The organism is Arthrobacter sp. MMS24-S77, from assembly GCF_054888235.1.
The window spans coordinates 3,963,037-3,989,979 of sequence record NZ_JBTZRN010000001.1; the positions used below are offsets into that span (position 1 = coordinate 3,963,037).

The window sequence follows — 26,943 nt, forward strand, 5'->3', positions numbered from 1 at the left end:
GGCCTATGCCTGCTCCGCGCTCCCCCAGCGTGAACCGCCAGCTCAGCCCAGTTCCGCCAGGACCTTCGCCACGATCCGCTGTACAGACAATCCGTAACGCTCGTGCAGGGTGGGCAGCGCACCGGCGTCGAGGAACTCGTCCGGCAGGGCAACGGGTACCACGCGCTTGCCCAGCCCGGCCGTGACCACGGCCGAGGCCACGGTTTCGAACAAGCCGCCCACCACGCTGTGGTTCTCCAGCGTGACGGCCAGGCGGTCGGTGTTCAGTTCCGCCAGGACGGTGGCGGCATCGAACGGTTTGATAGTCGGCGCATGCACGACGGCGACATCCACCTTGTGCGCGGCCAGCGCCTCCGCTGCCTGCAGGGCGCGCATGGTCATCAGCCCGCTGGAGACGAACACGACGTCGTTGCCACCCCGAAGCACCTTCGCCTTGCCGAGTTCGAAGGTGTAGTCGTACTCATCGAGCACGGTGGGAACGTTGCCTCGGAGGAGGCGCAGATAGGTGGGGCCGTCGCTGGCGGCCAGCTGCGGCACAGCTTGTTCGATGTCCACAGAGTCGCACGGATCGACGATGGTCAGATTGGGCATGCCGCGGAAAATCGCCATGTCCTCCGTGGCCTGGTGGCTGGGGCCGTAGCCAGTGGTGAGGCCAGGGAGTCCGCCCACGATGTTCACGTTGAGGTTCGGCTCGGCGATGTCGAGGCACAGGAAGTCGTAGGCCCGGCGCGCGGCAAACACCGAGTAGGTGGAGGCGAAGGGCACCAAGCCGGTCTCGGCCAACCCCGCCGCCGCGCCGAAGAGCAACTGCTCAGCCATGCCCATCTGGAAAAACCGCTCCGGGAACGCCTGCGCAAAGATGTGCATGTCCGTGTATTTGCCCAGGTCCGCAGTGAGTCCGACGATTCGAGGGTCAGCCTCGGCAGCTTTCATCAACGCGTGGCCGAAAGGCGCGGAAGAAGTCTTCTGGCCGGGATCCGCGAACGAGGCGATCATCGCCGAGGTTTTCAACTTGGGGGCGGTGCCCTTCAAAGCTGCGCCCTTTGAAGCGGTGACGGTGCTCATCGGCCGGCCTTCCCGTTGGATCCTGCGGTCAGTTGCTTGCGGCAGAGCTGCCATTCGTGTTCTTCGATGCGCATGAAGTGCGCCTTTTCGCGTTCCTCGAGCAGCGGCACGCCGCGCCCCACCTTGGTGTCACACAAGATCACCGAAGGACGTCCGACGGCGGCGGCCTGGGCGGCTGCGTTGTCGAACGCCGCCAGCAACGCACCGACGTCGTTCCCGTCCACCCGCTGCGTGTACCAGCCGAAAGCTTCCCACTTTTCCGTCACGGGTTCGGTCCGGAGGACCGTATCCGTTTTGCCATCCGCCTGCAGGGCGTTGATGTCCACCATGGCGGTCAGGTTCCCCAATTGGTGGTGGTGTGCGCCCATGGCGGCTTCCCACGTGGATCCTTCGTCCAGCTCGCCGTCGGAGAGGAAGTTGTACACCCTGGCCGCGGAGCCCTCCCCCGCATGAGCGCGGTGCCGGAGGCCAAGGGCGATTCCCACCGCGATGGAGAGCCCGTGACCGAGCGACCCTCCGGAGATTTCCATGCCGGGCGTGTACGTCGACATCCCGGACATGGGCAGGCGGGAATCGTCCGAACCGTAGCTTTCGAGTTCCTCAACCGGAATGATCCCGGCCTCTGCCAGTGCTGCGTAGTGGCCGATTGCGTAGTGGCCCGTGGAGAGGAGGAAGCGGTCCCGGCCCTCCCACTCGGGATCATCCGCGCGGTAGCGGAGCTGGTCCGAATAGACCGCGGCGAGCATGTCCGCGGCTCCGAGTGCCTGGCCGACATAACCCTGGCCTTGGACTTCGCCCATGTTGAGCGCGTGATGCCGGATCCGGTTGGCGGCGGCGCCAACCCGTTCGATGCGTTCCACGGCGGTTTCTCCGTTTCGTCCTGCCGTATTTTGTTCCTGCGCCACCGTCATTAGACATTCACCGACTGGGGAGTGCTTTTGGTGGCCTCATCGGCCAACTGGCGCTCCCGCTTGCCCCAGGTTTCACGGGTGGCGAGGGCTGCCCAGAGACCGATGGCGGCGTAAAGGCCGAAGAGCAATGCCGGACCCATCCATCCCATCGTGACGAAAAGCAGCGTGGTGATGAAGGGCGTGAAGCCGGACACCATGGCCGAGATCTGGTAGGCCAGCGAGGCACCGGAGGCGCGGGTCTTCGCCTGGAACAGCTCGGGGAACCAGGCGCCTTGGGCGCCGGCAAGGGAGTTCTGGCAGACGCCGTAGGAGACGGCGATCGTGGCAATGATGAAGATGAACAAGCCGGTGTTGACCAGCAGGAACATCGGGATGGCAAACAGCACGGCGAAGGCGCAGGACCAGATGTAGACGGGACGCCGCCCGATCTTGTCCGTGAGCCGCGCCCAGGCCTGGGTTGCGAAGATGCCGATGGCGGAAGCGATGCAGAGGGCCACCAGGGTCTGGGTCTTATCTGCCAAGTGCTGGCTGTTCAGGTAGGAAATCATGTACGTGATGGAGACGGCGTAGCCTGCGGTCTCGGCGATACGGAGGCCGATGCCCTTGACGATGTTGCGCCAATCGGTCTTCAGGACCTCCACGATGGGCGACTTCACGATTGCCCCGCTGTCCTTGACCTCGTCGAAGACGGGAGATTCGGGGACCTTGGAGCGGATGATCAGGCCCACGACAACCAAGACAATGCTGGCGAGGAACGGGATGCGCCAGGCGAGTTCGCCGCCGAGCTGGACGCTGACAAGGAAAACCAGGTTGGCCAGCAGCAGGCCCACGGGGAATCCGGCCTGGACGATGCCCGTGTACTTACCCTTCTTCTTCCACGGCGCGTGCTCGTAGCTCATCAGGATGGCACCGCCCCATTCGGCTCCGAAGGCAAGGCCCTGGACGATGCGGACGAACACCAGCAGTGCCGGAGCCAGGAGGCCCACTTGGCTGTAGGTGGGAAGAAGGCCGATCAGGAACGTGGCCACGCCCATCAGGATGAGGGAAGCGACGAGGACGGGCTTGCGTCCCAGCTTGTCGCCGAGGTGGCCGCCGATGATGCCGCCGATGGGACGGGCAGCGAAGCCGACGCCGAGGGTCGCGAAGGCGGCGAGGGTACCGGTCACGGGATCGCCCGTGGGGAAGAAGGCCGTTCCGAAGTACAGGGCAGCCGCGGTGCCGAAGCCGATGAAGTCATAGGTCTCGATGACTGCACCCACGCCGGAACCGATGGCGACGCGCCTGGCGTCCTTGGTGCCGTGGACCGGACCGCGCATGGTCAGAGCTTCTTTGCTCATTGGTGAATCCCTTTCGAAGAGCGACTGAGGCTAGGTGCTTCAGCACTGTCGACTGTTAACACATGATATGCCAGTGTGACCTGCATCATCTACGTCTGTCAACAGTCAACTTCAAGGGTTGACTGTTGACAGTCAACTTAGCTACTGTGGTTCCCATCACTACTGCCTTCGGGCGCGACTGGAGGAAACGAAGATGTTCAACTCCCGACTCGGTTGCTCGTCCATCAGCTTCCGGCACCAGGATTTACCCACCGCCCTGCGCACCATCAATGGCCTGGGCTTTGAGGAAATCGACCTCGGCGCACTGCCGGGCGTCTGCGATCACGTCCCCTATGACCTTGATTCAGACGCCGTCGCGGCTGTAACTACGGAGGTCGTCGCCTCGGGGTTGCGGGTCCGTTCCGTCAACGGCGACATCGGGGACCTCAACGCAGTGCTCGACGCCGGCCAGCGCGCCGCCCGGCAAAGTCACCTTGACGCACTGCTCACCCTGACCGCCAAAACCGGCGCGAAGGCCTTGGTCCTCCCGTGCGGAGCGCTGTCCCACGATCCGGTCCGCGGCCTCGACGAGGACCTGGACACCATCGCAGCCCAACTCATCGGCGCCGGACAGCGCGCGGCGGAGTTCGGCGTCGAGCTCTGGACTGAATCCCTTCACTTCCTCCGGTTCTGCTGGAACCTGGAGCGCGCCGAACAGCTGGCCGCGCGGCTGGCGGGCTCCGGCGTCGGGATTGTCATGGACTTCAGCCACATCGTCGCCGCGGGCGAAGACCCGCTCAAGTACCTCGAACGCCATCGCGGCCGGATCGCCCACGTCCATCTACGGGACGCGGTTCCGGGCAACATCAGCCTCAGCATCGGAAACGGCCAGGCGGACTTTGCCGGCGGACTCAGCTCGCTGGCAGCCACCGGCTACAGCGGCCACTTCTCGCTCGAGCTCGAAACCCGCGACGTCACCCACGACGAACGCCCGGCAGCGGCAGCCAAAGCCGCCAGCTTCATCACAGACCTCATCTGACTTTCACAACAACAAACCAAGGAGCATCATGACCACCACCATCCAGCGCACCGCCGTCCTCACCGGGGCAACCTCGGACCGGGGCATCGGCATCACCACCGCACGCCGTTATGCCAGTAACGGCTGGGCCGTGGTGATACTGGACCTCGACGGCGAGAAGTCCGCCAAGGTCGCAGCGGAAATCGGCAACCAGTTCAACGTCCCCGCGTTCGGCTACGAGATCGACGTCGCCAACGAAGCTTCCGTCACCGCGGCGTATAACGCAGTCGCCGCCGAGATCAGCGCAGGCAACCTCCCCGCCGTCGGCGCCCTCGCCAACATCGCGGGCATCACCTCGCCTGTGCCGTTCCTCGAAACCACGTTGGAACTCTGGCACAAGGTCATGGACGTGAATGCCACCGGCACCTACTTGGTCACCAAGGCCTTCCTCCCTGACATGATCGCCAACGGCTGGGGCCGGATCGTCAACATGTCCTCCGTTTCAGCCCAACGTGGCGGCGGCGTCTTCGGCAAGGTCCCCTACTCCGCCGCGAAGGCCGCCATCCTCGGCTTCACCAAGGCGTTGGCACGCGAAATCGGCGCAACCGGCGTCACCGTGAACGCCATTACTCCGGGCGCCGTGGACACCAACATCCGCGTCGGCAGCACGGACGAGCAGGAAGCCGCCATCAACGCAGGCATCCCCCTGGGCCGCAACGCCACCACCGAGGAAATCGCCGCCGTCATCACGTTCCTGTCTTCCGAGGAATCCGCCTACCTCACAGGCACCACCATCGACATCAACGGTGGAAGCCACATCCACTAGCAGCCCCCGCATCCGTAGCCGAAAGAGCCCACGATGACCAAAATCTTCAACGATCCCGCCGATTTTGCCGAGGAAGCCCTCGCCGGTTTCTGCGACCTCCACTCCGGCCTGGTGCGCCAGGTTCCCGGCGGCGCAGTGCGCCGCCACCGTCCCCAGCAGCCCAAGGTGGCCGTCCTGGCCGGCGGCGGATCCGGGCACTACCCGGCATTCGCCGGGCTCATCGGCGCAGGCCTGGCCGACGGCGCCGTCGTGGGCAACATCTTCACCTCGCCTTCCGCGCAACAAGCGTATTCCGTGGCCAAGGCCGCGGATTCCGGCGCCGGAGTGGTGTTCACCTACGGCAACTACGCCGGTGACGTCCTCAACTTCGGCATGGCCAGCGAGCGCTTGGCCGCAGAAGGCATCGCCGTGGAAAACGTGCTGGTGACGGACGATATTGCCAGCGCGCCGCCGTCGGAATCTGCCAAACGCCGCGGCATCGCGGGCGACTTCACGGTCTTCAAGATCATGGGCGCCGCGGCCGAAACGGGAGCCGGGCTGGCCGACGTCGTACGCTTGGGCCGGAAAGCCAACAGCCTGACCCGCACTATCGGCAGCGCCTTCCACGGCTGCACTTTCCCCGGCGCCGAAGCGCCGCTGTTCACGCTCAAGGGCAAGCAGATGGGACTTGGCCTGGGCATCCACGGCGAGCCGGGATTGTTCGACACCGATCTTCCGCCGGCCGAGGAACTCGGCCAGGAACTCGTGGCACGGCTGCTCGCGGAGACGCCGGCCGGAGCGGGAAACCGCCTCGCCGTGATCCTCAACGGACTCGGATCCACCAAGCACGAAGAACTGTTCGTGCTCTGGCTGACCGTGGCTCCGTTGCTGCGCGCAGCCGGGTACACCTTGGTCATGCCGGAGGTTGGCGAACTGGTCACGAGCCTGGACATGTCCGGCGTCTCCCTCACCATCACGTGGCTGGACGAGGAACTTGAGCCGCTCTGGACGGCCCCGGCCGAAACGCCGGCCTACCGTCGCGGCAACGCCGCCCTGCTGACCGGCGGTCACCTTGCAGAGGAAACGTTCGACGGCGGCGCTGCCGCCATGGAGTTTGCGGCCACCCTGGACTCGCGCAACTATGCTGCGAGCTGCGCGGACGCTCTTGAGGCAGCCCGGAAAGCCCTGCACGACGCTGAACAACACCTTGGCGACATGGACGCGGTAGCGGGCGACGGCGACCACGGCCGCGGGATGGTCCGCGGAATCGACGCTGCCACTGCAGCGGCGTGTGCGGCTTTGGCCAGCGGGGCAGGCGCCGGCGATATGTTGGGAGCCGCAGGCGACGCCTGGGCGGACAAAGCCGGCGGAACGTCCGGCGTCCTGTGGGGCGCAGGCCTCCGGGCCTTCGGCGAATCCCTTGGCAATGACCAGGCGCCGGAACCGGCTGAACTTGCCGCCGCCGTGACAGCGTTCGCTGCGCGGATCACTGGCCTGGGCAAAGCCGAGATGGGCGACAAGACCATGGTGGATGCCCTGCTCCCCTTCGCCGAAACCTTCAGCAGTCGCGTCTCCGAGGGTGCCCTTCCGGATGTTGCCTGGGCTGAAGCCGCTGCGGCGGCCACCTCGGCTGCGCAAGCCACGGCTTCTCTCCGTCCACTCAAAGGACGGGCCCGGCCGCTCGCCGAGAAGAGCCTGGGCACTGCCGACCCCGGAGCTACCTCTCTGGCGATGATCTTCACAGTCATGGGCCCGCACCTTGTGACTGCTGGGAAGGTCGCGGCATGAGCACGAAAGGTTTCCGACTCATCCTCGGCGCCGATGAAGCAGGCGTGGACTACAAAGACCGGATCATGACCGACCTGCGGGACGATCCGCGGATCAGCGAAATCATCGACATCGGCGTCAACCGCAACGACTCCCTGGAAGACTTCACCAGGCCCTACCCGTACGTCGGGATCAAGGCGGGCGAACTCATCCGGGACGGCCTTGCCGACCGCGCCATCCTGTTCTGTGGCACCGGAATCGGCGTGGCCATCGCGGCGAACAAGGTAGACGGGATCCGCGCCACCACAGCCCACGATTCCTTCTCCGTGGAGCGTTCGATCCTGTCCAACGACTGCCAGGTCCTCACCATGGGCCAGCGTGTGGTCGGGGTGGAACTGGCCAGCAGGCTGGCCCGGGAGTGGCTCGGCTATGCCTTCGACCCGGCATCGGCGTCAGCCGACAAAGTCAAGGTGCTCACCGATTTCGAGGGCAGCTGAGGCCTGGCGGCCGCGGGCGAAGGCTTCCGGGCGAACGGCGTTCTGGCAAGTACCCCGACCAACCTCGCTATGCCCATTACTGTCGTACCCTCCTGACAGAGTCTTCACATGGAGGTCCTCGAGAAATACGAAGCGGATACCGCAGCGGGCGCGAATGCGCCCGGCTTCGGTGCTGCTGCCGGCTTTCGGGGCCGGATTCTGCGCAGTGTTCCAGCCTCCGGCACCGGCTTCCCGGCTCTAAGGCCAGCGTTCGACGGCGGTGCTGCCGCAGATTTGCGGCGATGCTTGGGCCTGCTGGACTCAGCCATGTCCACCGCGCCGGACGAACTCACCGTAACGGCATTCCCCGTGGCGGCCGATTTCGCGGAGATTGCAGAGGAACTTTCCCGCCGGGTCGAGTACCTTCAGCTTCTCGCCGCCGCAGCAGTGGAGAAGACTCGGACCGATGCGATCATCGCCGCCGGATCCACCAGGCGCGCGGGCGGCTGGACCACAGGTTGGGGAACCAATAATGCCGGCGCGGCCACCACTGCGACTACGGCAGAAACGGCGGATGAGGCAGATGCGGCGACGTCAACAACGGCTGCGTCCTTCCCGGCAGCAACGGCCACTCGGTCGCCGGCCGACGACGGATGTCGGAATTCCGCCGAATACCTCAGGACTCGGCTTCGGATCAGCGTGAGCGAAGCCCGCCGTCGGCTTGCCCTTGCCGCCACCGTACTCCCCCGCACTAGCCTGCCCGGCCACGCCATGCCCGCCAACCACGAAGAAGTCGCCGCTGCCCTTGCCACCGCCACTATCTCTTCCCGCGCCGGAACCATCATCACCACCGCGCTGGAACGCGTCCGGCATATTCCTGATTCAGATGCCTTAGCCCGGATGGAGCACAGCCTCACCCGCACCGCCATCGAAAACGATCAGGATTTTCTCACCCGTATCGCTCGCCGATGGGTCGAAGCGATCGACCAAGATGGCTCCGAGCCCAGCGAAGAAGAACTCCGTCACCGCCAAGGCGCATTTCTCCGCCGTCCTCGCCGCGGCCTCCACCACGTCGAAATTTTCGCCACCGCTGAGCAGTACGAACACCTCCTCACCGTTATGAACGTCGCAACCAACCCCCGCAACGCCAACAACACGGACAACCGCAGCGCGCGTGACGGTAACAATGCGGGCCAGAGCAAGACCGAAGGCGGCGCGACCGATACCGAACCAGCCCCCCGAGGACGAGCAGTGCGACTTGGACCGTCGTACACGCGCCCAACTGCTCCTCGACGGCCTCGTCGGCGCCTGCAAGACAGCTCTCGCCACCGGTGTCCTGCCCGCCACGGCCGGACTTCGGCCTCAGGTCATGGTCACGATCGACTATCACGACCTCCTCCACCGGCTCGAAACTGGCGCCGCCCAAGGCGCCCGCTACGCTGTGCCAAGGACCGGCAGCGGAACATTCAGCCACGCCGGCCCAGTCACTCCCGCTACCATCCGCAAAATCGCCTGCGACGCGGACATCATCCCGGTCCTTCTGGGCAGCAACGGCCGCATCCTGGACGTGGGTCGCACTACCCGCATCTTCCCGTCCCACATTCGTAAAGCCCTTACCGCCCGGGACCGAGGCTGCGCCTTCCCCAACTGCACCATTCCGGCAACCTGGTGCGAAGCCCACCACATCACCTATTGGTCACATGGCGGATCCACAAGCACCGACAATGGCGTGCTGCTCTGTACCCACCACCATCACCTCGTCCACAAAGAACAATGGAAAATCCAAGTCACCAGGGGCATCCCCTGGTTCATCCCGCCGCCATATATCGATCCCAAGCAAAAACCCCGGCAAAACCACCACCACAGAACATGAAGCCAAGATTCGCGCACCGACTGTCTGAGCCAAGACTTAATGCCAAACGGCATCGGGGGCTGCTTGATACAGCGCAATCTTCGTGGGCGTCAGCGCCAGAATTCGGTGAGCTGCCCGGCAAGGGCTCGGCCTTGTTCGTAACCGGCTCGGGCCGCGGGCGGGCGAAGCGAAAGATCCATCGCATTGGCGCCGAACATGTGCTCGGAGCTGCTGTCCGGGAAGATGGTTTCGACCCTGCTGCCGCGTGCGCGTAGTTCGTCGACCTGCGTTGCAAGATGCATGCCCCATTCCACTGGAGTCCGCGATCTGCCGCCGAATGGTGACAGTACCAACACCCGTGCGTACCCGGCTGCCAGATCGGCATTCTCGGCGTTGGACCGGTAGCCGCCGTCGATGTATCGGCCTCCGCCGATACGGTAGGCGAAGCCACTGGCACAGCTAGCTGCCACGGCATCCACGAGGTCAACCCCGCTGTGGCGGTCGAACACGACCGGTTCGCCGGTATTGGCATTGACCGCCGTGATCAGCACCGTTTGTTCCGGCCAATGCTGGCTGGGCAGCCGAGTGGCGACGGTATCGCGCCACCGCGTTTGCGCAGAACCGGCTCCTACAGTGCCGTCCGACGCCGCGTCCATTTCGAGCGCTGCCGCGCCCATCCTGCGGCGCATATCGGCCGCATCCTCAGCGGCGGCGATGATTCGGCCTGTTCTCTCCATATGGTTCGCCACCGTCCCAACGCGAACGCGTCCACTGTCGGATCCCACCGGAGCGGTCCGTGGCTGGGGTGCGGCGGAAAGGATGGCGGAAAGCAGTTCAGTCGGACTCGCGCTAGTGATCTGGGCCGCGGCCGTCGATCCGGCCGACGTGCCGATGATCAGATCGGCCTCGGTCGCATCCAATCCGGCATCGAAGAGGCCGGCGATGACGCCGATCAGCCACGCGTTGCCCGTCGATCCGCCACCACCGAGGACCAACGCGCGCTCACCCGTTGGGCGGGGCCAGATGCTGGCGTCGACTTGCGGCTGATCCTGGTCGGACTGCGGCCGGTCGGAGGCCGTCGTCGAGGTGGAGTGCAGAATTGAAGAAGGTGTTGTGTTCATGGGAGTCGCCTTTCGCGAATTGCCTGCCGGGCGCTCCCAGTGGCGACTACGTCAGTCGCGCGATCGTGGACTGCAAGGGAGCACCCACTGTGGATACTGCGTTCATGGGTCTCACCTCCTGCCGATAGATCACGATCGCCGAAACGCTAGCACGCCGGTGACACAGTGCGCAACAGGCCGGCACCCAGGATCCCGTCTTCGGCGCACCGCAACTTGCGTCGAACTAGCCGCACCCAGCTGTGATGAGACTCACTAGCAACAAATGGCATCTCGGCTTGAGCCGTCCACGCCTCGCTGTGCACTATGGAAAGGCAGGCTAGGACACCAGGTCCCGGCCAAGTTTTACCCATCCTGGTGGACGCAATGAGGCCAAACCGGTGAGCTTGTCGAGCCGCCTTGGGTCTCAGGCGTTCATGGATAGGTCGTACCGCAGCTTCGCACTGGCGCGATAGCCGAATATCCGGATTCATGAATGGAAGCACTGAACAATGACGTTTGAAACTGCCGACTCCGTAACCCTCAAGATTTGGGACCGTTCAACCACGCACCACACACTGGACGCCCTCGTGCACGACTTCTCGGTGCGACACAACACCTCCAAGGCAAGCATCGCGGTTACCTGTAGCGGGCCCAACACCTTCACTGTCAGCCTGAACGGCAGCGCGGCCAAGGCCACCGCTTTCGACGCACACTCCCTGTAGCAGCGCCCTTTCGGCGCAAAGCAACGACGACGGCGGGAGTCACCTCCCGCCGTCGTTCGCTGTTCCGGTGTTCCCCGTCCGGAGGAATGGGTCAGGCGCGGGAGTGCTCGGAAAGGAGAGCGTCGATCTGGCCGGCGGCCTCCTGCATTCCCTCTTCCATTCCCATGTCGATCATCTTCTTCATCTGTTCTTCTGATTCGAAGGTGGACAGGATGGTCATGCGGGTGCGGTCGTCGATCTCCTCGAGGGTCACGGTCGCGTGGCCGGCACCGATGTCCTCGACGGGAGCGCCGTTTTCGTCGGCAAAACCGTCGTCGAACTCCAGCCTGTTCGGAGCTTGGACGGCCGTGATGCGCCACCAGCCGCCGGCTTTCTCGCCGTCGGGACCGGTCATGTAATAGCTGACCTTCCCGCCAGGCTCGAACTCGAACTGCTCGAAAGTCGCTGGCCAGGTGGGCGGACCCCACCAACGCTCGAGCTGGCGCGGGTCTTCCCAGATTTGCCAGACCTGTTCAGCGCTGGCGTCGAATTCGGCGACGAGGGTTAAGCTCAACGCTTCGGGATTCTTGGTGGAACTGATAACCGTCATTGCGGAACCCTTCCTATTTTTCGGCGAGGATGTCTGCGATCCGTTCGACGCGCTGCCGCCAGATCGCCTCGTACTCATCGAGCAGCTGGCGGGCTTTCTGCAAGCCATCATGGTTGCCCCGCACAATCTGCTCCCTTCCACGCTTCTCCTTCGCTACAAGGGACGCGCGCTCCAACACCGCCACGTGCTTCTGGACGGCGGCAAAACTCATGGCGTAGAGGGCCGCCAAGCCGGACACTGAATACTCGCCCACAGTCACCCGGCGGACGATATCCCGGCGCGTGGCATCGGCAAGTGCCTGGAACAGGCGGTCAAGTTCGGTTTCACTGAGCTGATCTACAACCATTTGGTTGTAGGATATGCCGGTGGCGGAGAGGTGTCAACGGGCATGGATACTTCGCATTAGTCGAACTTCAGCGGAGTCCAGCCGAACGGAATCGGGCCGCGTACTTTGGCCCGGCTGCGGTCGCCTTCGTCCGACCAACCCTGCGCGGACTTTGCCATTGGAACACCACAAGCGCCGCGTGCCACCCGGAAACCCACGTCTTCCAGGACGGCATCGGGAGCACTACTACGCCGCACTGATGCACGCACATTCCAGGCTTCGTCAGCCCAGCCACCGCCGCGAAACGTCCTGTAGTCGGCGTATCTCGCCGGATCGGCGTAGTCCCAGCACCACTCCCAGACGTTGCCGAGCATGTCGAAGGCGCCGAATTCGTTGGGCGACCTCAGTGCCACATTGCTTGGTTCGGACCGCCCGTCCATCGCAGTCCATGCAATCTCGTTGAGCGGGCCATAGTGCGGACCTTCCGAACCGGCGCGGCAGGCGTATTCCCATTCCGCCTCGGTGGGCAGCCGGTAGCCGTTGGACGCGACGTCCCATTCGACGTTTCGTCCCGTGCGGGCATATGCCGGACTGAGTCTTTCCGCTTCGGACGCGGCATTGCACCAATCGACAGCATCGAACCACGTGACACCATGTGCCGGCGCGTGCGGAGAGCGGTCCGGCACGGGGTCACCCTTGAACCCAGCGAATTCGGCCCACGTTACCGCTGTCCTTCCAATCTCGAAGGCCTGAAGGTCCACCGAGTTGGTGCGACCACTGCGGGCATCGCGGAGTTCAATCCGCCCACCAGGCAGGCTAAGGAGCTGTGGCGGGTTGATGTCCATGGGATCCAAGCCTAAATGTGGCGCGCCCTCTTCCCTGCAACGCGCAACCGAGACCCCTCAGACTTCCGCCACCGGCGCCGCGAATTGGGCCTCGTACAGCCGCGAGTACGCGCCACCGGCAGCCAGCAGTTCCGCATGTGTTCCTTGCTCCACGATCTGACCGGCTTCCATCACCAGGATGAGGTCGGCGTCGCGGATCGTGGAGAGACGGTGCGCGATCACAAAGCTCGTCCGGTCAGAACGCAGGGCACTCATGGCCTTCTGCACCAGGACCTCGGTCCGGGTATCCACAGAGCTCGTGGCCTCGTCCAGAATCAAGACTGAAGGACGCGCCAAGAACGCCCGGGCTATGGTGAGTAGCTGCTTCTCACCGGCAGAAACGTTGCTGCCCTCGTCGTCGAGCACTGTGTCGTACCCTTCCGGGAGCGAGTGCACGAAGCGGTCCACATACGTCGCTTGGGCGGCCTCCAGAATCTCGGCTTCGGTAGCGTCTGGCCGCCCGTACGCGATGTTGTCCCGGATGGTGCCGCCGAACAGCCACGTGTCCTGCAGCACCATGCCCATCCGCGAGCGCAGCTCGTAGCGGGACATCGAGGCGACGTCCACGCCGTCGAGCGTTATCCGCCCCGCGTCCAGCTCGTAGAAGCGCATCATCAGGTTCACGAGGGTGGTCTTGCCCGCCCCGGTGGGTCCGACGATCGCCACGGATTGCCCGGGCTCGGCCACCAGGCTCAAGTCCTGGATGAGGGGCTTATCTGCCGAGTAGGAGAAGGAGATGTTCTCGAACGCCAAGCGCCCACGCGTCACCTCCGGAACGGCCGAGGGCGCGGGATCGGGGCTCTGCTCTTCGGTGTCGAGCAGCGCGAAGACGCGTTCGGCGGATGCCACGCCGGACTGGAGCAGGTTGGCCATTGAACCAAGCTGCGCGAGCGGCTGGGTGAACTGCCGCGAGTACTGGATGAAGGCCTGGACATCGCCCAGCTGCATGGCACCCGAGGCCACCTGCAAGCCACCCACCACGGCGATCCCTACATAGACCAGGTTGCCGATGAATGTCAGTGCCGGCATGATCAGGCCACTGATGAACTGGGCTCCGAAGCTCGCTGAGAACAGCTCCGCGTTCTTCTCGCGGAAGCGCTGCTCCACCTCCCGCTGCCGGCCGAACACCTTCACGAGCGCATGGCCGGTGTAGGTCTCTTCGATCTGGCCGTTCAGCTCGCCGGTGTTCTTCCACTGAGCCACGAACAGCTTCTGCGAGCGCTTGGCGATCAGCATGGTGGTCACGAGCGTCAACGGGACCGTGACCAGGGTGATGAACGCCAGAATCGGCGAAAGCAGGAACATCATGAAGATGACACCGACCACGGTGAGCAGGGATGTTACCGCCTGGCTGATGGACTGCTGGAGGCTTTGCGAGATGTTGTCGACGTCGTTGGTCACGCGGCTGAGGAGTTCGCCGCGCTGCACGGAGTCGAAGTAGCGTAACGGAAGGCGGTTGATTTTCGCTTCGATCTGCTCGCGCAGCCGGTACACCGTGCGCTGCACGACGCCGTTGAGCACGTATGCCTGAATCCAGCCGAACGCTGAGGCCAGGACGTAGAGGACCAGCACCCACATCAGGATTGAGGACAGCGCACCGAAGTCGATTCCGACGCCGGGAGTCAGGTCCATGCCCTTCAACATGTCCGCCTTGGAGCCTGGGCCCGAGGCGCGCAGTCCCTCGATGAGCTGTTCCTTGCTCACCCCGGCGGGAAGTTGCTTGGACACGACGCCGGCGAAGATCAAGTTGGTGCCCTCGCCGAGCAGCCGGGGGCCGATCACGGACAGGGTCACGCTCGCGACGGCCAGGAAGAGAACCAGGGTTAGCCACATGCGCTCTGGACGAAGAGTGCCGAGGAGCCGCTTGGCCGAGGGCAGGAAGTTCATGGCCTTTTCGGCCGGGACGTTCATGCCCGCGAAGGGTCCGCCGCGGCCGGGCCCCATCGGAGGGCGGGGCGGGCGGTTGGCGGTGCCTGCTGTGCCGGGGTTGGGAGCCGCGCTGCTCATGCCGCCTCCTCCGCTGCAAGTTGCGAGGAAACTATCTCCCTGTACGTTTCGGATGTCTCCAGCAACTCTTCGTGGGTTCCGCGCCCCACCAGCCGGCCGTCGTCGAGCACTAGAATCTGCTCAGCGTCCGCGATGCTGGACACCCGCTGGGCAATGATGACCATGGTGGCGCCGGACGTATGGCGTTTGAGGGCTTGCCGCAGCCTGGCATCGGTGGCGGTGTCCAGGGAGGAGAAGGAGTCGTCGAAGATGTAGAGCTCGGGCTGTTTCACGAGCGCCCGGGCGATGGCCAGGCGTTGGCGCTGCCCACCGGAAACGTTGGTGCCGCCTTGCGAGATCGGAGCATCCAACCCGCCTTCCATTTCCTCGACGAAGTCCTGCGCCTGGGCAATGGAGAGGGCCCGCCAGAGTTCTTCCTCCGTGGCGTCGGGCTTGCCGTAGAGCAGGTTGCTGCGCACCGTGCCGGAGAACAGGTAGGGCTTTTGCGGAACGAGCCCGATGTGCCCCCACAAGAGGTCCGGGTGCAGCTCGCGGACGTCGACGCCGTCGATTCTCACCGAGCCGCTGCTCGCGTCGAAGAGCCTGGGCAACAGGTTGACGAGGGTGGTCTTGCCGGCGCCGGTGCTGCCGATGATCGCCGTCGTCTGGCCCGCACGGGCCTGGAAGCTGATCCCGTTGAGGACCGGCTGCTCGGCACCCGGGTAGGCGAATCCGACGTCGAGCAACTCCAGCTCGCCGCGCCCGGCGGTCTCCGTGACCGGGTTCTTAGGGGGCCGCACGCTCGATTCCGTCTCAAGCACCTGTCCGATGCGGTCCGCCGAAACAGCCGCACGCGGGATCATCACGGCCATGAATGTGGCCATCATGACGGACATCAGGATCTGCATGAGGTAGCTCAGGAAAGCGATCAGCGTGCCTACCTGCATGGACCCGTCGTCGATCCGGAAGGAGCCGAACCAGATCACGGCCACGCTGGAGACATTGAGCACCAGCATCACTACCGGGAACATGAGGGCCATGAGCCGCCCGGCGCGCAACGCCATCTCGGTGACGTCCTGGTTGGCTGAGGCGAAGCGCTCCGTCTCCATGTCCTCGCGCACGAACGCGCGCACCACCCGGATGCCGGCGAGTTGTTCGCGGAGCACCCTGTTCACGGTGTCGATCCGGACCTGCATCTTGCGGAACAGGGGAACCATCCGGGTCACGATGAGGCCCACGGCAACGAGTAACACGGGGACGCTCACGGCGATCAGCCAAGACAACTGGGCATCCTGCCGGACGGCCATGATCACGCCGCCGATGCTGAGTATGGGCGCCGCCACCATGAGCGTGCAGGTCATCAGGACGAGTTGCTGGACCTGCTGCACGTCGTTAGTGGAGCGTGTGATGAGGGACGGCGCACCGAACCGGGTGACCTCCTGCTCGGAGAACTCCCCCACCCTGGTGAAAATGGCGCCGCGCAGATCCCGCCCCAAGCCCATGGCCGCTTTCGCGCCGAAGTACACGGCCGTCACAGAACACGCGATCTGCAGGAGGGTGATGAGCAGCATGAGGCTGCCGGTACCCAGGATGTACCCTGTATCCCCCTTGGCCACGCCTTCGTCAATAATGTCCGCATTCAGTGTGGGCAAGTACAGCGACGCTATTGACTGCGCCAACTGGAAAACGACGACGGCGATCAGTAGCCGCCGATGTGGCCGCAGGTACTGAACGAGAAGTTTCCAGAGCATCCGGTCTCCAACTCACGTAGTGATTCGAAGGCCAGTCTACGACTGGTTGCTGGGGGCAACTAGAGCTTTTCCCCAGGGCGAAGCGTCTGCGTCCGGCCAGCCTAGATCACGGCTTTTCTCTTCAAGCCCAGGAGGGCAGCCTGGGTCCCGGTTCCTCCCTTGGGCAGATAGGTGAACAATCGGAGGGCAGGAAACCTCGGGACACCCAGGACCATGGGATCGAAGCTGAGCCTGCCCAGCGACTGGTGGTCGTAGACCACGTCCACATGGTATGAATCGCCCACTACCTGGCGCCGCCACAACGCGTGGAACGCGTCGGAAACCTCGCACAAACTACGCGCCATGATGTCGAACCTGGGATCATCCGGGAACTTGGCAGACTGCGCGCGGAACTGCGCCACCATGGATCGGGCCATCATCTCTTGGTGCACGTGTGGCCGGGCCAGCTCCGGATCGGTAAAGAACCGTTGAAGGCAGCTTTCGCCTACCCGGGTATCGAAGGTGTCGGCGGCGGCAGAATTCATGGCGACGACGGTCCACAACGGGTCTGCGATGTAACTGGGGTTCGCCATCGCGTCCACCAGCTGCTGAAGAAGGGCGAGCTGGCCGCGGTCGACGTCGAAACGTTGTCCCCCGGGCTGCGCGTCGGACCGGCCGTCCTCCTGGCCGCGGGTTTGACCGGGCGGGTTACTGGCCGCCCATGCGGTGGAGCGGCGCCCGGAAGCAAGCCGCCGGACATATGTCCTGTCCTCAGGGCTGAGCTGAAGGGCGTTCGAGATCGCATCGAGGATTTCCTCCGACGCACCTATTGCCCGTCCCTGCTCCAGCCAGGTGTACCAGGAGACTCCAACGTTCGCGAGGACAGCGACTTCTTCGCGCCTGAGACCGGGAGTCCGGCGTCGTGAGCTGACGGGTAACCCAACGTCCTCGGGACGGGTCTGCTCGCGACGGGTCCGGAAAAACTCACCGAGGCGCGCGTGGTTCGAGCGCACTTGATGGGACAACGCTTGGCTGGAAGGTGGCTGATCGATACGCATGGTTCTCCACTAATGACGAGCGTCCGGCCAACCACGCACAGTGGTCGGCCGGACGAACCGGTGAGCGGAATCCGAATCTTGGATCCGGAAGATTCCTGGCTACTGCAAGACACGCTCCCGTTCGGAGCGGACGTCGAGACTCGCGTATTCCTCGGAGGCCCGGCGCGTAGCCTCAGAAGCACTCATGCGCGGCTCTAGGCTGAACAAGGAAGCGATCTGCTCAAGGCGTTCCTCCACCGAGCCGGACACCACGTGGAACGGGATGCCCAAATCCTCCATGGTCTGCTGCAGGATCGAATCCGACATGTTCCGGAACTGGTCGTTGACGGGACGGTGCCCGTCAGCAGAGAGCGGAAGCTCGTTCTTCAGGTGAACGAAGACGTCGAAGGAGTTCTTGACGTGTCTCTTGAAGCTGTTGCCCAGGCTCGCCATCACCTCTTCGAAGAACACCAGTTCCGGCGTCTTCTCCACGGTTTCCCCCGCCTTCAGGTGTGCCGAAGCACTGGGGTTCAAGCCGAGTGAAACGCGCACGGACCCGTAGATCCATTCCTGGAGGGAGGACCCGTCCGAAATGAAGCCGTCCGAGAGCTTGTCCTCGTACACGGCCCGCTCTACGTGGCGCGTCACGATCATCTGGATGAGCTCCGCCGCCGTGCATTCCTCGAGGATCTTGCCGGGTGCTGCCTCCGGCAGGATTTCGCGCATGGTCCTGGCCCGGGTCCGGGGCAGGCCCGTGTAGTGGGAGAGAGCCATGGACGTGAACGTCTTGCCCGAGGAGTAAGTACCCGAAATGCCGATGCGCACTGTTACCGCCCTAGTCGTTGACGAGCTGGAGGGTTCCCGCGGCGCTGAGCTTGCCGGCGAACTCGATAGCGGCGTCGCTGAGGTCAGCCTCGGCAACCTTGCGGGTGCCGTCCACGTCCCCGTTGAGAACCGTGGGGGCGAAGCGGATGTGCGTGGCATCGTCGATGCCGACGAAGTTCAACCAGTCAGCAAAAAACGTGCTGCTGAAGTCGGTTCCGAAGGCCGCAGGAACCCCTGGAGCGTAGACCCCGCTGGTGTGGATAGCGAGGGCCTGCTTACCCTCCATCAGGCCGCGGTAGCCCTGCTCGGGATCGAACCCGAAGCTCCAGCCGGGCTGCGTGATGATGTCGATCCACTGCTTCAAGACGTAGGGAACTCCGGAGTTCCACATGGGGATGTTGAAGACGTAGGCGTCAGCAGCAGCGAACTGGTCGAACACGGCGCGGGCGGATTCCCAAGCCGCAATCTGTTCCGGCGTCTGATCCTGGCCGGTGAAAACGGCCATCTTGGCGGCAGCGGCGATCCGTCCGAAAACGGGGAGCGCGCCATCGTCGAACAGGTTCAGGGTCTCCAGCTCAAAGCTCTCCGGACCGGCGGCCTGAACGGAGTCGATGAAATGCCGCGCCAGCCGCAGGGAGTCGCTGTTGGCGTAGCGGGGAGAGGCATTGATGTGGAGGATGGTAGGCATTGGCTTCCTTTCGAGGCTTTGCTGTGGGGACGCGTTGTGCCCCGTTGTCGATCTTCACCCGGCACTGCTGTGGTGCGTAAGAACGCACTTTCTTGTGCCTAGGGCACCTCAAAGTGCCCTCCCCTTGAAGCCTTCCACTTGCCGAAAAGATCCCTAGGATTCTTCCTGTGGAAGAATCCGGACGCCCGTCCCGCGGACAAAGCCAGGCTGCCTACACCGACATCGATGGCACCGTCACCGCCTACAACACCATCTTCGAGTTCCTTAGATTCGATGCCGCTGAGCACTCCTGCGAAGCTGAGGCCGAAGAATTCCTGGCCAGCCTGCGGTCCGCGGCCAGGAACGGGGTGCCCCGGTCCGTAACCAACGCCCGTTACTTCGGTTGGTGGCGCGGACGGAGCATCGCTGAGGTCGATGAACTCGGCGAGCGTTGGGCAGACGCCCAAGAAGAGTCTCCGGAGGAGTGGCCTTTTCTGGAACCCGTGACGTCTCTCCTGGACGCTCACGCGAGATCCGGTCGACGGATCGTTGCGGTGACGGCGTCGTTCGAACCGGCGCTGGTGCGCGTGCGCCGACGCTGGCCAAACCTCGAAATGCTGTGCACGCACAGCCGGACTGACAAGGGCAGGTATACCGGCGACATCGAGGAAGCACTGGTGGGCGTCGCCAAAGAGCGGGCCGTCGCGTCCCACGCAGCCGAACATTCAGTGGACCTGTCAGCCAGCTTCGCCTACGGCGACCACCACTCGGATCTTCAGTTCATGGCGCTGGCGGGCGAATCACTTCTGATACTCCCGACGATGAAAAATGTGCCAGCCTCAGCGGGTTAAGGTTTGCGACGCAGTTTTCCCGGCGGTAACAACCCCCAAGTATGCTGTGCCTCACCAGTCAATTTGATGAGGAAAGTATTGGGGATATGACTCTCACGGCTGAACAGAAACGTCAAAAGGCCCAAAAGCACTACAACGCTTCCTTGGACCTTTGCCCTGCGCGGCAACTCCTTGAGGCCATCAGCAGCAAATGGGTCACGTTGGTGATGCTCGCGTTGGAAGATGGGCAGCAGCGCCACAGCGACCTGCGCAAGCGGATTCCCGGAGCCAGCCAGAAGATGCTGACTTCCACGTTGCGCTCACTCGAACGTGACGGACTGGTTTTGCGGCATGTCACGGTGTCCGTTCCCGTGCGCACCGACTACGAACTCACTCCGCGCGGACGTTCGCTTCTCAGGATCATCTTTGAAATGAAGGAATGGGCCGAGGAGCACATGGATGACGTGGCCGCGTCCCGCATGGAACACGATCGCCACCGGCTCGCCTTCAACTAGCACCGAGGACACCAGCGTGCACTTGTTTTGCCTGCATCACGCGGGCGGAACCACGGCAAGCTTCGCGGCTTGGCGCTTCCCGGGCGTCGAGGTCACCAAGCTTGGCTACCGCGGGAGGGACTTCGCGACGTTCGCGGCCGCTGCAGATGCCCTGGCCGGGCGCATCGAAGCATCGCCGTCGCCGGAGTTCGCCCTTTATGGACACAGCATGGGCGCGATCCTCGCCTTCGAAGCCGCCCTCCGCCTACAGCACACAGGACGCGTGGCGCACGTTTTCCTGGCGGCCGCACGTCCGCCGTCGGGAATGCACGACGACGGCGAAGCTGCCGCGGTTGCCGCTTCCGGCGGGCTGTCCGGGCGGGCCCGCGAAGTACTGCGCGAGGACCTGGCGTTGCTGGCGAAGTACCCGGGCAGGCCGCCGGCCGGCCAACTGGAAGTGCCCGCCACCCTTCTTTACAGCACCGACGATCCTGTGGTGCCTGCGTCGGACTCCCTGCGCTGGGCATCCTGGTGCTCGACGGTGCCGCGGGTGCATGACGTTCCTGGCGGCGGCCACCTGTTCCACCGTTCCAACCCGAAAGTGCTGAAGATCGTGGAAACCATGCTTTCCCCGGTTCCGCAGGATGATCCTGCGGGGTGATCCTGCAGGACCGGGAAGAGCGCTGGGTTGCAAGTTTGAGCTGCTAGGCGCCAGTGCTGACGAGTTCGCGGTCCTTCGCGATCCTGCCAGCAGCGAAGATCGAGGCGATGTCCGCCACTCTCCTGCCTAGGTGTTCGGCCGTTGCCATGTCCGCGGGATGAACGCCTTCGATGCCCACGTCCGAGAACGTCTGGGCTGCGGCACCATTGAAGTATCCGAAGCGGTTGAGGTCGTTTTCGGTGCCTTTGGTGCTCTTCCACCCGGGAGGAGGCCGAGGTTGATCCAGTTCATGCCGTGCTGCGCGGCAAAAGTGGAGAAGTAGTCCAGGGTGGAGTTCTTGTCCCCGCCTTGCACGCGGCGTTGGTGAAGCCTGCTCCAAGCTTGTTGTGCCATTTCTGCACGGCCCAACGGCCCGCGGTTTTTTCGGCGAAGGCATGGAACGCCGAAGGCGCGGTCCCCATGTAGGTCGGAGCCCCGAAGATGATGGCGTCGGCCTCGTCGATGAAACTCCAGGACTCCTCAGTCAGTTCATCCACACGCAACAGCGCCACGGTAGCGCCGGCCGAGACGGCACCGGCAACCACCGCGTCCGCCAGGACTTTGGTGTGGCCGGAGCCTGAGTAGTAAACAACTGCAATTGCCGGATTGGCCATGGTTATCCTCTGCTGATCGGGCTGGGTCTTGTGTCTTGAAGTACGTCGGTTCTTGTCAATTTTGGTGGCTAGACGGCAAGCTGGAGGGCCAGCTTTTCGGTGACTACGCGTGACACCGCCCGGGCAGTGCCTGCTTCCGCGAGCTCGAATTCGTCTACCCGAACGCCGAACTTGTTGCTGAGGATCACGGCGGCTTCAACGAGTGAGAGCGAATCGATGTCCAGGTCCGCGAACGGGTCATCCGGTCCCATGTGGCTCAGCTCGTCCATGGTGGAACGGATCGCATCGACGACGTCCAGAGCATTGATTTCCATTGGTTTCCCCCTTGTATAGGTGGCCCGGGATGGCCGGTGCCACGGTGGTCCTGCACGGCACCCGGCCCGCAGGAATCGGCGGTGCGTCCCTAATGCGGGTCGACAACCGAGATCGATGGCCATGTCATGGCAATGGCGCCCCAGGTGGTTCCTCCGCCAAATGCCGTCAGTACCACCTTGTCGCCGGGGGTCCTGTGGCCTTTGGTTCCGGCGTCGGTCATGGCCAACGGAATGGAGGCTGCCGATGTGTTGCCCACCCTGTCCAGGTGGACCTCGGCCCTTGATCCGGGGATGCCGGTGACAGAGGCGACTGTGTTCAGGATCCGGAGGTTCGCTTGGTGCGCGATCAGGGAATCCACCTCGGCCGCAGCCCATCCAACGCTCCGCAGTACGGTTTCCACGGACTCCGACATCGCTGACACGGCCTGCGTGAACACCTCCTTGCCTTGCATCTCAAAGAAGGCCCCCGCATTGCGTGGCACCTGGATGAGCGTTTCTCCGTTGCCATCCGAGTGGAGCGTGGAGGCAAGGATGGCACCAGGATCGTCGGCTGTACCGGCAGAGAGGTAAGCCGCGCCTGCCCCGTCGCCAAAGATCACGGACGTGGTCCGGTCCGTGGGATCGAGCAAGCGTGTGAAGGTGTCTGCACCGATGACGAGGGCCGAGTCCACAGATCCCGAGGTGATGGCCCAACTGGCGGTAGCCAGGGCGTAGACGAACCCGGAGCAAACGGCAGAGATGTCGAAAGCCGCGATGCCTTGAAGCCCCAAGTTCGCCGCGACCTTCGGTGCCGTCGCAGGGCAGACTTTGTCCGGCGTCGACGTCGCTACGATCAGCAGCCCCACCGATGTGACGCCTGCACTCGCCAACGCGCGCTGGGCGGCTGTTGTCGCGAGGACGCTGGTGCTCTCGGTTTCATCCGAATGGCGGCGCTCGGCGATGCCCGTCCGGCGCCTGATCCATTCGTCCGAGGTGTCCATGAGGGTGGATAAGTGCTCGTTGGTGACCACGCGTGCGGGCAATGCTCCGCCCAGACCCCGGACAACCGCAACACGCGCGCTCATTGATCAGCCCCGGCAGCCGTGACTGGAACAGCAGCGGGCAGTTGGTGAGCCACGCTGCACACTACGTCACCGCCGTCGAAGGTTCCCACAACATCGGCGCAGCGCCACGACTCGCCGTCCATCACGATCAACCGGCTCTTGCGCAGCCGCACGGTGAGGCCGGTTCCTTGCCCACGCGCGGCGCTCGGGCGCGGACCGCTGAAGGTGATCCGAGTCTTGCGCATCCACAGCGTGTTGCTGTCCGCGCGCTTCATGGCGTCAAGCCGGTAGAGCAGCACCTGCCCGAGTTGCAAGGTGGCCACGAAATATTCGACGGCGGATAGCGACTGCGGGTACGCGGCTTCCAGTCCGCGGCGGTGGACCAGGGGCTGGTCAAGGGAGGGCTGCTGGCTGAAGGAGACCGCAGCGTGGGCGGTTCCGGCCTCCGGTTCGAGGACCACGTCCAGCAATGATACTTGCCGTCCTGCCCAGAGATCGCCGTAGAGGCGTGTGCCGGCGTCGCCGACCAAGGCTTCCTCCGATGGCGACTGGACCGAGGCAAGTCCGAGTCCAGCCGGGGCATGGGCCACTTCCAACGTGGCTGTCATGGATGCGACGGAACACCGAAGAACCGAAGCGGTCCCGTCGTCGCCCAAGTCGCGCAGCGTTGCCCGGCATTCGAGGTCGCCCAGCGCTCCCTCTACGGGTTGGCCACCGCCGGAGATGGACACCGATCTCACGAAGGCTTTGGGCAACAGTTCGGGAGAATAGCGGCTGGCCAGCAGGGCTTCAGCCATTCTGCAGGCAAGGACGACGACGTCCGTGGTGCCCAGATGCGGAGCCTGCTCCGATTCCCCTTTGACCGACCAGACTCCCTGCACGCCCAACCCGGCGCGTGCCGAAAGCGTGGATTCGGACACAGTGTGGGCGACGCGGAGCTCATGCAGCCTCGGGTTGGTGGACTTGTAGCCCTGGCTGAAGAAGCGGCGGCGTCCATCGCCCAGGAGGTCGTCGATGGAAGCGTAACTCTTAGTGTCGGAGCGTAGGGCAAGTGGCATGGGTGTTCCTTGGATCGTCATCGGCGGTCCTCCAAGGATCGGCCGCGGCGTCGCCCGTAGCCAGTGTCCCCGGATGGTGGTGGTGGGAGCACCACCCTCCGCCCGCATAACGCGAGGCACGGAAGAGGTGAGGGTGCCGCAAAGGCGAGTGCCGCCGTCGTACCCGGACAGTAGGCTGGAAACGCTCGGCAAGATTCGCTACGAAAGGACCGTAGTCATGGCTTACATCACCGTCGGAAATGAAAACAGCACCGAGATCGAGATTTACTACGAGGACCACGGGACCGGCCAGGCAGTGGTCCTGATCCACGGCTACCCCTTGGACGGCTCGTCCTGGGAAAAGCAGACCGCCGCACTGCTCAACGCCGGCTACCGCGTCATCACCTACGACCGCCGCGGCTTCGGCAAGTCCAGCAAGCCAACCGTCGGCTACGATTACGACACCTTCGCCGCGGACCTCAACACTCTCCTGAACACCATCGATGTGAACGACGCCGTCCTGGTGGGTTTCTCGATGGGCACCGGTGAAGTGGCCCGCTACATCAGCACCTACGGCTCCGCCCGGGTGGCGAAGGCCGTGTTCCTCGCATCCTTGGAACCGTTCCTGCTGCAGACCGAGGACAACCCCGGCGGAGTTCCCCAGTCCGTGTTCGACGGCCTCACGGGAGCCGTCACCGCCGATCGCTACGCCTTCTTCACCGAGTTCTTCCAGAACTTCTACAACAGCGATACCTTCCTCGGAACGCCGCGCCTGAGCCAGGAGTCAGTCAAGGCCAGCTGGAACCTGGCAGCCCAATCAGGTGCCCACGCCTCAGTGGCAGCCCAGCCCACCTGGCTCACCGACTTCCGCTCCGACATCCCCAAGATCGACGTTCCTGCCTTGATCGTCCACGGCACCGAGGACCACATCCTCCCCAGCGACATCACTGGTCGCAGGTTCGCCGAAGCGCTCCCCAGCGCCGAGTATGTGGAGATCGACGGCGCCCCGCACGGCTTGCTGTGGACGCACGGCGCCGAGATCAACCAGGCCTTGCTGGGCTTCCTCGCGAAGTAGCGCGACCCAGCGGACGACAAGGACGACGACGGCGGGCGGCACCCGCCGTCGTCGTCCATTTCTTTCGCCTGGGCAACCTTGAAGATTCCTGACAAAAAATTAGGACGAAACTGAGCAAATATCGCGGGAACCTTAAGCCCCGGGGTCCACTCTTAATTCAAGCAGAGGCGGATCCACCCGCCGGCGAAAGCACCAAAGCTGCAAGGGGAAGCAGGACCGGCCATGAAGACAGCAACAGCTCTGGACGAGGTTACCGCCATCAACGGCGTTATCACCGATCAGCAACCCGTTGACTTCCACACCTTGGGGCTCGCTGGCTGCATCGACCGCTTGGCTGCACCGCTCCGCCGCCAGGGGACCGAGGTCCATTGGGAAACGCCGCACCATGGGATTGAAATCTCGTCCGGCTCAGCGTCCCTGCTCTACCACGCGGCCAAGGAAGTCCTCAGCAACGCATTCAAATACGCGCACGCCCACGACATCACCGTCCGGCTTGCCGCCGTCTACCACGGGATCCGGCTGACCGTCACGGACAACGGCGCCGGATTCGACGGCCAGGCCACGTCCGCAGCCGGGCACCACGGCTTCGGGCTCCGCCTGATGTCCATCGCCGTCAATGAGGTGGGCGGCGAGGTCTCCGTCGTCTCCAGGCCGGGCAACGGTACCTGCGTTACCGTCACCCTGCCGCTCGACTGACGTTAGGTCCAGCGCCCGACGACGGCGGGAGGCACCCCCCGTTGTCACCGGTTTCGGCGCTGCTGGTTCACTATTCAAGTGAATCTGGTATGAAAGGCCAATGACCCCGTACAAGTCCGAGCCGCCCTTGGGCGGTTCCCGCGCTCACATCAAGTCGATTTTCCCGTCGCTGGCCCGCAGCGAACAGCGCGTGGCCCAGTTGTGCCTCGATTCCCCGGAAACCGTGGCCAGGATGTCCGTGGCGGACCTTGTCACGCAGACCGGGACGTCACCGGCCACGATCGTGCGGGCGTGCAAGAGCATGGGCTTTGACGGATTCCAACACTTGCGCCAGGTCCTGCTGCGCGATCTTGGCGCCGCGGCGAGGGACAGCATCCAGCAGGAGGACTCCGGGGCAACGGGCGAACCCGGATCCTCCGAACACCTGGTCTCGGGGATCTTTTCGCGGGCGTCCCAGGATATCCGCGGGGCTTTAGGATCTTTGGACTTCGAGGCCTTCGACGCCGCAGTGAAAGCAATCCGCCAGGGTGGGCGCCTGCTGGTGGTGGCTAATGGCGCGTCCCTCGCCCCCGCACAATCGCTCGCCCTGCGGTTCCTGTCCGCTGGCGTGCAATGCGAAGCGCCATCCGACATTGTTTCGCAGCACATCTCCGCCAAACTCCTCTCCGCAGGCGACGTCTGCATCGCCGTGAGCGACAGCGGAATGAACTCCTTCACCATTGGTTCTGCCCGGATCGCGGCTGAACGCAAGGCAACGGTGATCGGGGTGACCAGCTACGCGAAATCCGAGCTCGCGGCTCTCTCGACCCACACGCTCGTGGCCGGGGCGGAATTCCATTCGTGGAACGACCAGCTGCCGATTGGCAACATCGTCCAGATGCTGGTGCTGTCCGCTCTGCATGCTGCGGTGACCGCGGACTCCCCCGACGTCGAGCGCGCCCGGTCCGCCGTGTTCGAAGAAGTCCTGCACATGGTGGAGAACCCGGAATAGCGTTCGGAGCGAAACGCGCGGGCGGTTTCAACTGTTTCCTGTCCGCGCACGGCGAGTTCACCAACTCCGCACCG

29 protein-coding genes and 1 pseudogene are annotated in these 26,943 nt (G+C 64.1%); 13 read left to right on the forward strand and 17 right to left on the reverse strand.

Translation table 11 applies throughout. The annotated features are described in order from the left end of the window. Window positions 1–42: 42 nt before the first annotated feature. Genes ACX5I4_RS18185 through ACX5I4_RS18195 form a run of 3 tightly spaced genes read right to left on the reverse strand, consistent with a single transcriptional unit; the run spans window position 43 to window position 3,313 of the window. Entirely contained in the window at window positions 43–1,065 is a 1,023-nt protein-coding gene (locus ACX5I4_RS18185; RefSeq protein ID WP_461837883.1) for a transketolase family protein, read from the reverse strand. Further along, window positions 1,062–1,976 carry a transketolase gene (locus ACX5I4_RS18190; protein ID WP_461837884.1) on the reverse strand — a complete coding sequence of 305 codons (915 nt, stop codon included), beginning with the start codon at window positions 1,974–1,976 and terminating at the stop codon, window positions 1,062–1,064. The genes ACX5I4_RS18185 and ACX5I4_RS18190 overlap by 4 nt, the downstream gene beginning before the upstream one ends. After that, a complete protein-coding gene (locus tag ACX5I4_RS18195) occupies window positions 1,976–3,313 on the reverse strand; it encodes an MFS transporter (RefSeq protein ID WP_461837885.1) in 1,338 nt (445 codons plus the stop codon). The genes ACX5I4_RS18190 and ACX5I4_RS18195 overlap by 1 nt, the downstream gene beginning before the upstream one ends. Before the next feature lie 193 nt (window positions 3,314–3,506). Here ACX5I4_RS18195 and ACX5I4_RS18200 point away from each other — a divergent pair, with 193 nt between their 5' ends. From ACX5I4_RS18200 to ACX5I4_RS18225, 6 genes and pseudogenes are all read left to right on the forward strand, one after another. Further along, window positions 3,507–4,331 (forward strand): sugar phosphate isomerase/epimerase family protein, encoded by an 825-nt coding sequence (locus ACX5I4_RS18200; RefSeq protein ID WP_461837886.1) that lies wholly within the window; start codon window positions 3,507–3,509, stop codon window positions 4,329–4,331. Between the two features lie 28 nt (window positions 4,332–4,359). After that, window positions 4,360–5,136: an SDR family NAD(P)-dependent oxidoreductase gene (locus ACX5I4_RS18205; protein ID WP_461837887.1), complete on the forward strand. Its 777-nt coding sequence runs from the start codon at window positions 4,360–4,362 to the stop codon at window positions 5,134–5,136. A gap of 33 nt (window positions 5,137–5,169) precedes the next feature. Continuing rightward, a complete protein-coding gene (locus ACX5I4_RS18210; protein WP_461837888.1) occupies window positions 5,170–6,903 on the forward strand; it encodes a dihydroxyacetone kinase family protein in 1,734 nt (577 codons plus the stop codon). Next, window positions 6,900–7,379, forward strand: coding sequence for an RpiB/LacA/LacB family sugar-phosphate isomerase (locus tag ACX5I4_RS18215; protein WP_461837889.1), 480 nt, complete (start codon window positions 6,900–6,902; stop codon window positions 7,377–7,379). The genes ACX5I4_RS18210 and ACX5I4_RS18215 overlap by 4 nt, the downstream gene beginning before the upstream one ends. 306 nt (window positions 7,380–7,685) lie before the next feature. Beyond that, window positions 7,686–8,402: pseudogene (locus tag ACX5I4_RS18220) on the forward strand (DUF222 domain-containing protein); the annotation flags it as partial. Window positions 8,403–8,616: 214 nt separating this feature from the next. Beyond that, window positions 8,617–9,231, forward strand: coding sequence for an HNH endonuclease signature motif containing protein (locus ACX5I4_RS18225; RefSeq protein ID WP_461837890.1), 615 nt, complete (start codon window positions 8,617–8,619; stop codon window positions 9,229–9,231). Between the two features lie 89 nt (window positions 9,232–9,320). Here the strand turns inward: ACX5I4_RS18225 and ACX5I4_RS18230 are convergent, their stop codons facing one another. Beyond that, complete coding sequence (locus ACX5I4_RS18230) at window positions 9,321–10,331, reverse strand: patatin-like phospholipase family protein (protein ID WP_461837891.1); 1,011 nt, start codon at window positions 10,329–10,331, stop codon at window positions 9,321–9,323. A 488-nt stretch (window positions 10,332–10,819) separates the two neighbouring features. Here ACX5I4_RS18230 and ACX5I4_RS18235 point away from each other — a divergent pair, with 488 nt between their 5' ends. Then, window positions 10,820–11,032, forward strand: a complete 213-nt coding sequence (locus ACX5I4_RS18235) for a hypothetical protein (RefSeq protein WP_184741564.1) — start codon at window positions 10,820–10,822, stop codon at window positions 11,030–11,032. A gap of 91 nt (window positions 11,033–11,123) precedes the next feature. Here the strand turns inward: ACX5I4_RS18235 and ACX5I4_RS18240 are convergent, their stop codons facing one another. The 8 genes from ACX5I4_RS18240 to ACX5I4_RS18275 form a co-directional block, all read right to left on the reverse strand. Continuing rightward, window positions 11,124–11,621, reverse strand: a complete 498-nt coding sequence (locus ACX5I4_RS18240; protein WP_461837892.1) for an SRPBCC family protein — start codon at window positions 11,619–11,621, stop codon at window positions 11,124–11,126. Window positions 11,622–11,634: 13 nt separating this feature from the next. After that, window positions 11,635–11,967: an ArsR/SmtB family transcription factor gene (locus ACX5I4_RS18245; RefSeq protein WP_461837893.1), complete on the reverse strand. Its 333-nt coding sequence runs from the start codon at window positions 11,965–11,967 to the stop codon at window positions 11,635–11,637. Window positions 11,968–12,023: 56 nt separating this feature from the next. Then, window positions 12,024–12,791: a formylglycine-generating enzyme family protein gene (locus ACX5I4_RS18250; protein ID WP_461837894.1), complete on the reverse strand. Its 768-nt coding sequence runs from the start codon at window positions 12,789–12,791 to the stop codon at window positions 12,024–12,026. Window positions 12,792–12,848: 57 nt separating this feature from the next. Then, window positions 12,849–14,837 carry an ABC transporter ATP-binding protein gene (locus ACX5I4_RS18255; protein ID WP_461837895.1) on the reverse strand — a complete coding sequence of 663 codons (1,989 nt, stop codon included), beginning with the start codon at window positions 14,835–14,837 and terminating at the stop codon, window positions 12,849–12,851. Continuing rightward, complete coding sequence (locus tag ACX5I4_RS18260) at window positions 14,834–16,567, reverse strand: ABC transporter ATP-binding protein (protein ID WP_461837896.1); 1,734 nt, start codon at window positions 16,565–16,567, stop codon at window positions 14,834–14,836. The genes ACX5I4_RS18255 and ACX5I4_RS18260 overlap by 4 nt, the downstream gene beginning before the upstream one ends. A gap of 101 nt (window positions 16,568–16,668) precedes the next feature. Then, window positions 16,669–17,604: a helix-turn-helix transcriptional regulator gene (locus ACX5I4_RS18265; protein WP_461837897.1), complete on the reverse strand. Its 936-nt coding sequence runs from the start codon at window positions 17,602–17,604 to the stop codon at window positions 16,669–16,671. A gap of 99 nt (window positions 17,605–17,703) precedes the next feature. Next, the gene (locus ACX5I4_RS18270) at window positions 17,704–18,408 is read right to left on the reverse strand and encodes an AAA family ATPase (RefSeq protein ID WP_461837898.1); all 705 of its coding nucleotides are present in this window, start codon (window positions 18,406–18,408) and stop codon (window positions 17,704–17,706) included. A gap of 10 nt (window positions 18,409–18,418) precedes the next feature. Continuing rightward, window positions 18,419–19,096 (reverse strand): FMN-dependent NADH-azoreductase, encoded by a 678-nt coding sequence (locus ACX5I4_RS18275; protein ID WP_461837899.1) that lies wholly within the window; start codon window positions 19,094–19,096, stop codon window positions 18,419–18,421. A gap of 167 nt (window positions 19,097–19,263) precedes the next feature. On the opposite strand from ACX5I4_RS18275, the gene ACX5I4_RS18280 reads away from it, so the two are divergent. The 3 genes from ACX5I4_RS18280 to ACX5I4_RS18290 all read left to right on the forward strand — a co-directional run bounded on the left by ACX5I4_RS18280 (window position 19,264) and on the right by ACX5I4_RS18290 (window position 21,060). Next, window positions 19,264–19,926, forward strand: coding sequence for an HAD family hydrolase (locus ACX5I4_RS18280; protein ID WP_461837900.1), 663 nt, complete (start codon window positions 19,264–19,266; stop codon window positions 19,924–19,926). An 86-nt stretch (window positions 19,927–20,012) separates the two neighbouring features. Then, on the forward strand, window positions 20,013–20,420 hold the full coding sequence (locus ACX5I4_RS18285) for a winged helix-turn-helix transcriptional regulator (RefSeq protein ID WP_236812976.1): 408 nt from the start codon (window positions 20,013–20,015) through the stop codon (window positions 20,418–20,420). Further along, window positions 20,365–21,060, forward strand: coding sequence for a thioesterase II family protein (locus ACX5I4_RS18290; protein WP_461837901.1), 696 nt, complete (start codon window positions 20,365–20,367; stop codon window positions 21,058–21,060). The genes ACX5I4_RS18285 and ACX5I4_RS18290 overlap by 56 nt, the downstream gene beginning before the upstream one ends. A 43-nt stretch (window positions 21,061–21,103) precedes the next feature. Here ACX5I4_RS18290 and ACX5I4_RS18295 read toward each other — a convergent pair whose 3' ends face one another. The 5 genes from ACX5I4_RS18295 to ACX5I4_RS18315 form a co-directional block, all read right to left on the reverse strand. Next, window positions 21,104–21,238 (reverse strand): hypothetical protein, encoded by a 135-nt coding sequence (locus tag ACX5I4_RS18295; protein ID WP_461837902.1) that lies wholly within the window; start codon window positions 21,236–21,238, stop codon window positions 21,104–21,106. A gap of 109 nt (window positions 21,239–21,347) precedes the next feature. Beyond that, window positions 21,348–21,713, reverse strand: a complete 366-nt coding sequence (locus ACX5I4_RS18300; protein WP_461837903.1) for a flavodoxin family protein — start codon at window positions 21,711–21,713, stop codon at window positions 21,348–21,350. 68 nt (window positions 21,714–21,781) lie between these two features. Next, complete coding sequence (locus tag ACX5I4_RS18305) at window positions 21,782–22,027, reverse strand: acyl carrier protein (RefSeq protein WP_461837904.1); 246 nt, start codon at window positions 22,025–22,027, stop codon at window positions 21,782–21,784. Window positions 22,028–22,116: 89 nt separating this feature from the next. After that, window positions 22,117–23,091, reverse strand: coding sequence for a beta-ketoacyl-ACP synthase III (locus tag ACX5I4_RS18310; protein WP_461837905.1), 975 nt, complete (start codon window positions 23,089–23,091; stop codon window positions 22,117–22,119). Then, on the reverse strand, window positions 23,088–24,128 hold the full coding sequence (locus tag ACX5I4_RS18315; RefSeq protein ID WP_461837906.1) for an AvrD family protein: 1,041 nt from the start codon (window positions 24,126–24,128) through the stop codon (window positions 23,088–23,090). The genes ACX5I4_RS18310 and ACX5I4_RS18315 overlap by 4 nt, the downstream gene beginning before the upstream one ends. A 217-nt stretch (window positions 24,129–24,345) precedes the next feature. Between ACX5I4_RS18315 and ACX5I4_RS18320 the strand changes: the two genes are divergently transcribed. The 3 genes from ACX5I4_RS18320 (at window position 24,346) to ACX5I4_RS18330 (ending at window position 26,869) form a co-directional block, all read left to right on the forward strand. Continuing rightward, a complete protein-coding gene (locus ACX5I4_RS18320) occupies window positions 24,346–25,182 on the forward strand; it encodes an alpha/beta fold hydrolase (RefSeq protein ID WP_461837907.1) in 837 nt (278 codons plus the stop codon). Between the two features lie 222 nt (window positions 25,183–25,404). Next, window positions 25,405–25,878 carry a sensor histidine kinase gene (locus tag ACX5I4_RS18325; protein WP_461837908.1) on the forward strand — a complete coding sequence of 158 codons (474 nt, stop codon included), beginning with the start codon at window positions 25,405–25,407 and terminating at the stop codon, window positions 25,876–25,878. Window positions 25,879–25,978: 100 nt separating this feature from the next. After that, the gene (locus tag ACX5I4_RS18330; RefSeq protein WP_461837909.1) at window positions 25,979–26,869 is read left to right on the forward strand and encodes a MurR/RpiR family transcriptional regulator; all 891 of its coding nucleotides are present in this window, start codon (window positions 25,979–25,981) and stop codon (window positions 26,867–26,869) included. Window positions 26,870–26,943 lie beyond the last annotated feature (74 nt).

What these genes read in the sequence shown, in the direction of transcription:
- ACX5I4_RS18200 (WP_461837886.1), top strand. Translation starts at nt 3,507, where the DNA reads ATGTTCAACTCCCGACTCGGTTGCTCGTCCATCAGCTTCCGGCACCAG.
- ACX5I4_RS18255 (WP_461837895.1), bottom strand. Translation starts at nt 14,837, where the DNA reads ATGAGCAGCGCGGCTCCCAACCCCGGCACAGCAGGCACCGCCAACCGC.
- ACX5I4_RS18305 (WP_461837904.1), bottom strand. Translation starts at nt 22,027, where the DNA reads ATGGAAATCAATGCTCTGGACGTCGTCGATGCGATCCGTTCCACCATG.
- ACX5I4_RS18190 (WP_461837884.1), bottom strand. Translation starts at nt 1,976, where the DNA reads ATGACGGTGGCGCAGGAACAAAATACGGCAGGACGAAACGGAGAAACC.
- ACX5I4_RS18290 (WP_461837901.1), top strand. Translation starts at nt 20,365, where the DNA reads ATGACGTGGCCGCGTCCCGCATGGAACACGATCGCCACCGGCTCGCCT.
- ACX5I4_RS18330 (WP_461837909.1), top strand. Translation starts at nt 25,979, where the DNA reads ATGACCCCGTACAAGTCCGAGCCGCCCTTGGGCGGTTCCCGCGCTCAC.
- ACX5I4_RS18185 (WP_461837883.1), bottom strand. Translation starts at nt 1,065, where the DNA reads ATGAGCACCGTCACCGCTTCAAAGGGCGCAGCTTTGAAGGGCACCGCC.
- ACX5I4_RS18300 (WP_461837903.1), bottom strand. Translation starts at nt 21,713, where the DNA reads ATGGCCAATCCGGCAATTGCAGTTGTTTACTACTCAGGCTCCGGCCAC.
- ACX5I4_RS18195 (WP_461837885.1), bottom strand. Translation starts at nt 3,313, where the DNA reads ATGAGCAAAGAAGCTCTGACCATGCGCGGTCCGGTCCACGGCACCAAG.
- ACX5I4_RS18240 (WP_461837892.1), bottom strand. Translation starts at nt 11,621, where the DNA reads ATGACGGTTATCAGTTCCACCAAGAATCCCGAAGCGTTGAGCTTAACC.
- ACX5I4_RS18215 (WP_461837889.1), top strand. Translation starts at nt 6,900, where the DNA reads ATGAGCACGAAAGGTTTCCGACTCATCCTCGGCGCCGATGAAGCAGGC.
- ACX5I4_RS18230 (WP_461837891.1), bottom strand. Translation starts at nt 10,331, where the DNA reads ATGAACACAACACCTTCTTCAATTCTGCACTCCACCTCGACGACGGCC.
- ACX5I4_RS18285 (WP_236812976.1), top strand. Translation starts at nt 20,013, where the DNA reads ATGACTCTCACGGCTGAACAGAAACGTCAAAAGGCCCAAAAGCACTAC.
- ACX5I4_RS18235 (WP_184741564.1), top strand. Translation starts at nt 10,820, where the DNA reads ATGACGTTTGAAACTGCCGACTCCGTAACCCTCAAGATTTGGGACCGT.
- ACX5I4_RS18260 (WP_461837896.1), bottom strand. Translation starts at nt 16,567, where the DNA reads ATGCTCTGGAAACTTCTCGTTCAGTACCTGCGGCCACATCGGCGGCTA.
- ACX5I4_RS18205 (WP_461837887.1), top strand. Translation starts at nt 4,360, where the DNA reads ATGACCACCACCATCCAGCGCACCGCCGTCCTCACCGGGGCAACCTCG.
- ACX5I4_RS18265 (WP_461837897.1), bottom strand. Translation starts at nt 17,604, where the DNA reads ATGCGTATCGATCAGCCACCTTCCAGCCAAGCGTTGTCCCATCAAGTG.
- ACX5I4_RS18275 (WP_461837899.1), bottom strand. Translation starts at nt 19,096, where the DNA reads ATGCCTACCATCCTCCACATCAATGCCTCTCCCCGCTACGCCAACAGC.
- ACX5I4_RS18210 (WP_461837888.1), top strand. Translation starts at nt 5,170, where the DNA reads ATGACCAAAATCTTCAACGATCCCGCCGATTTTGCCGAGGAAGCCCTC.
- ACX5I4_RS18315 (WP_461837906.1), bottom strand. Translation starts at nt 24,128, where the DNA reads ATGCCACTTGCCCTACGCTCCGACACTAAGAGTTACGCTTCCATCGAC.
- ACX5I4_RS18325 (WP_461837908.1), top strand. Translation starts at nt 25,405, where the DNA reads ATGAAGACAGCAACAGCTCTGGACGAGGTTACCGCCATCAACGGCGTT.
- ACX5I4_RS18245 (WP_461837893.1), bottom strand. Translation starts at nt 11,967, where the DNA reads ATGGTTGTAGATCAGCTCAGTGAAACCGAACTTGACCGCCTGTTCCAG.
- ACX5I4_RS18310 (WP_461837905.1), bottom strand. Translation starts at nt 23,091, where the DNA reads ATGAGCGCGCGTGTTGCGGTTGTCCGGGGTCTGGGCGGAGCATTGCCC.
- ACX5I4_RS18320 (WP_461837907.1), top strand. Translation starts at nt 24,346, where the DNA reads ATGGCTTACATCACCGTCGGAAATGAAAACAGCACCGAGATCGAGATT.
- ACX5I4_RS18250 (WP_461837894.1), bottom strand. Translation starts at nt 12,791, where the DNA reads ATGGACATCAACCCGCCACAGCTCCTTAGCCTGCCTGGTGGGCGGATT.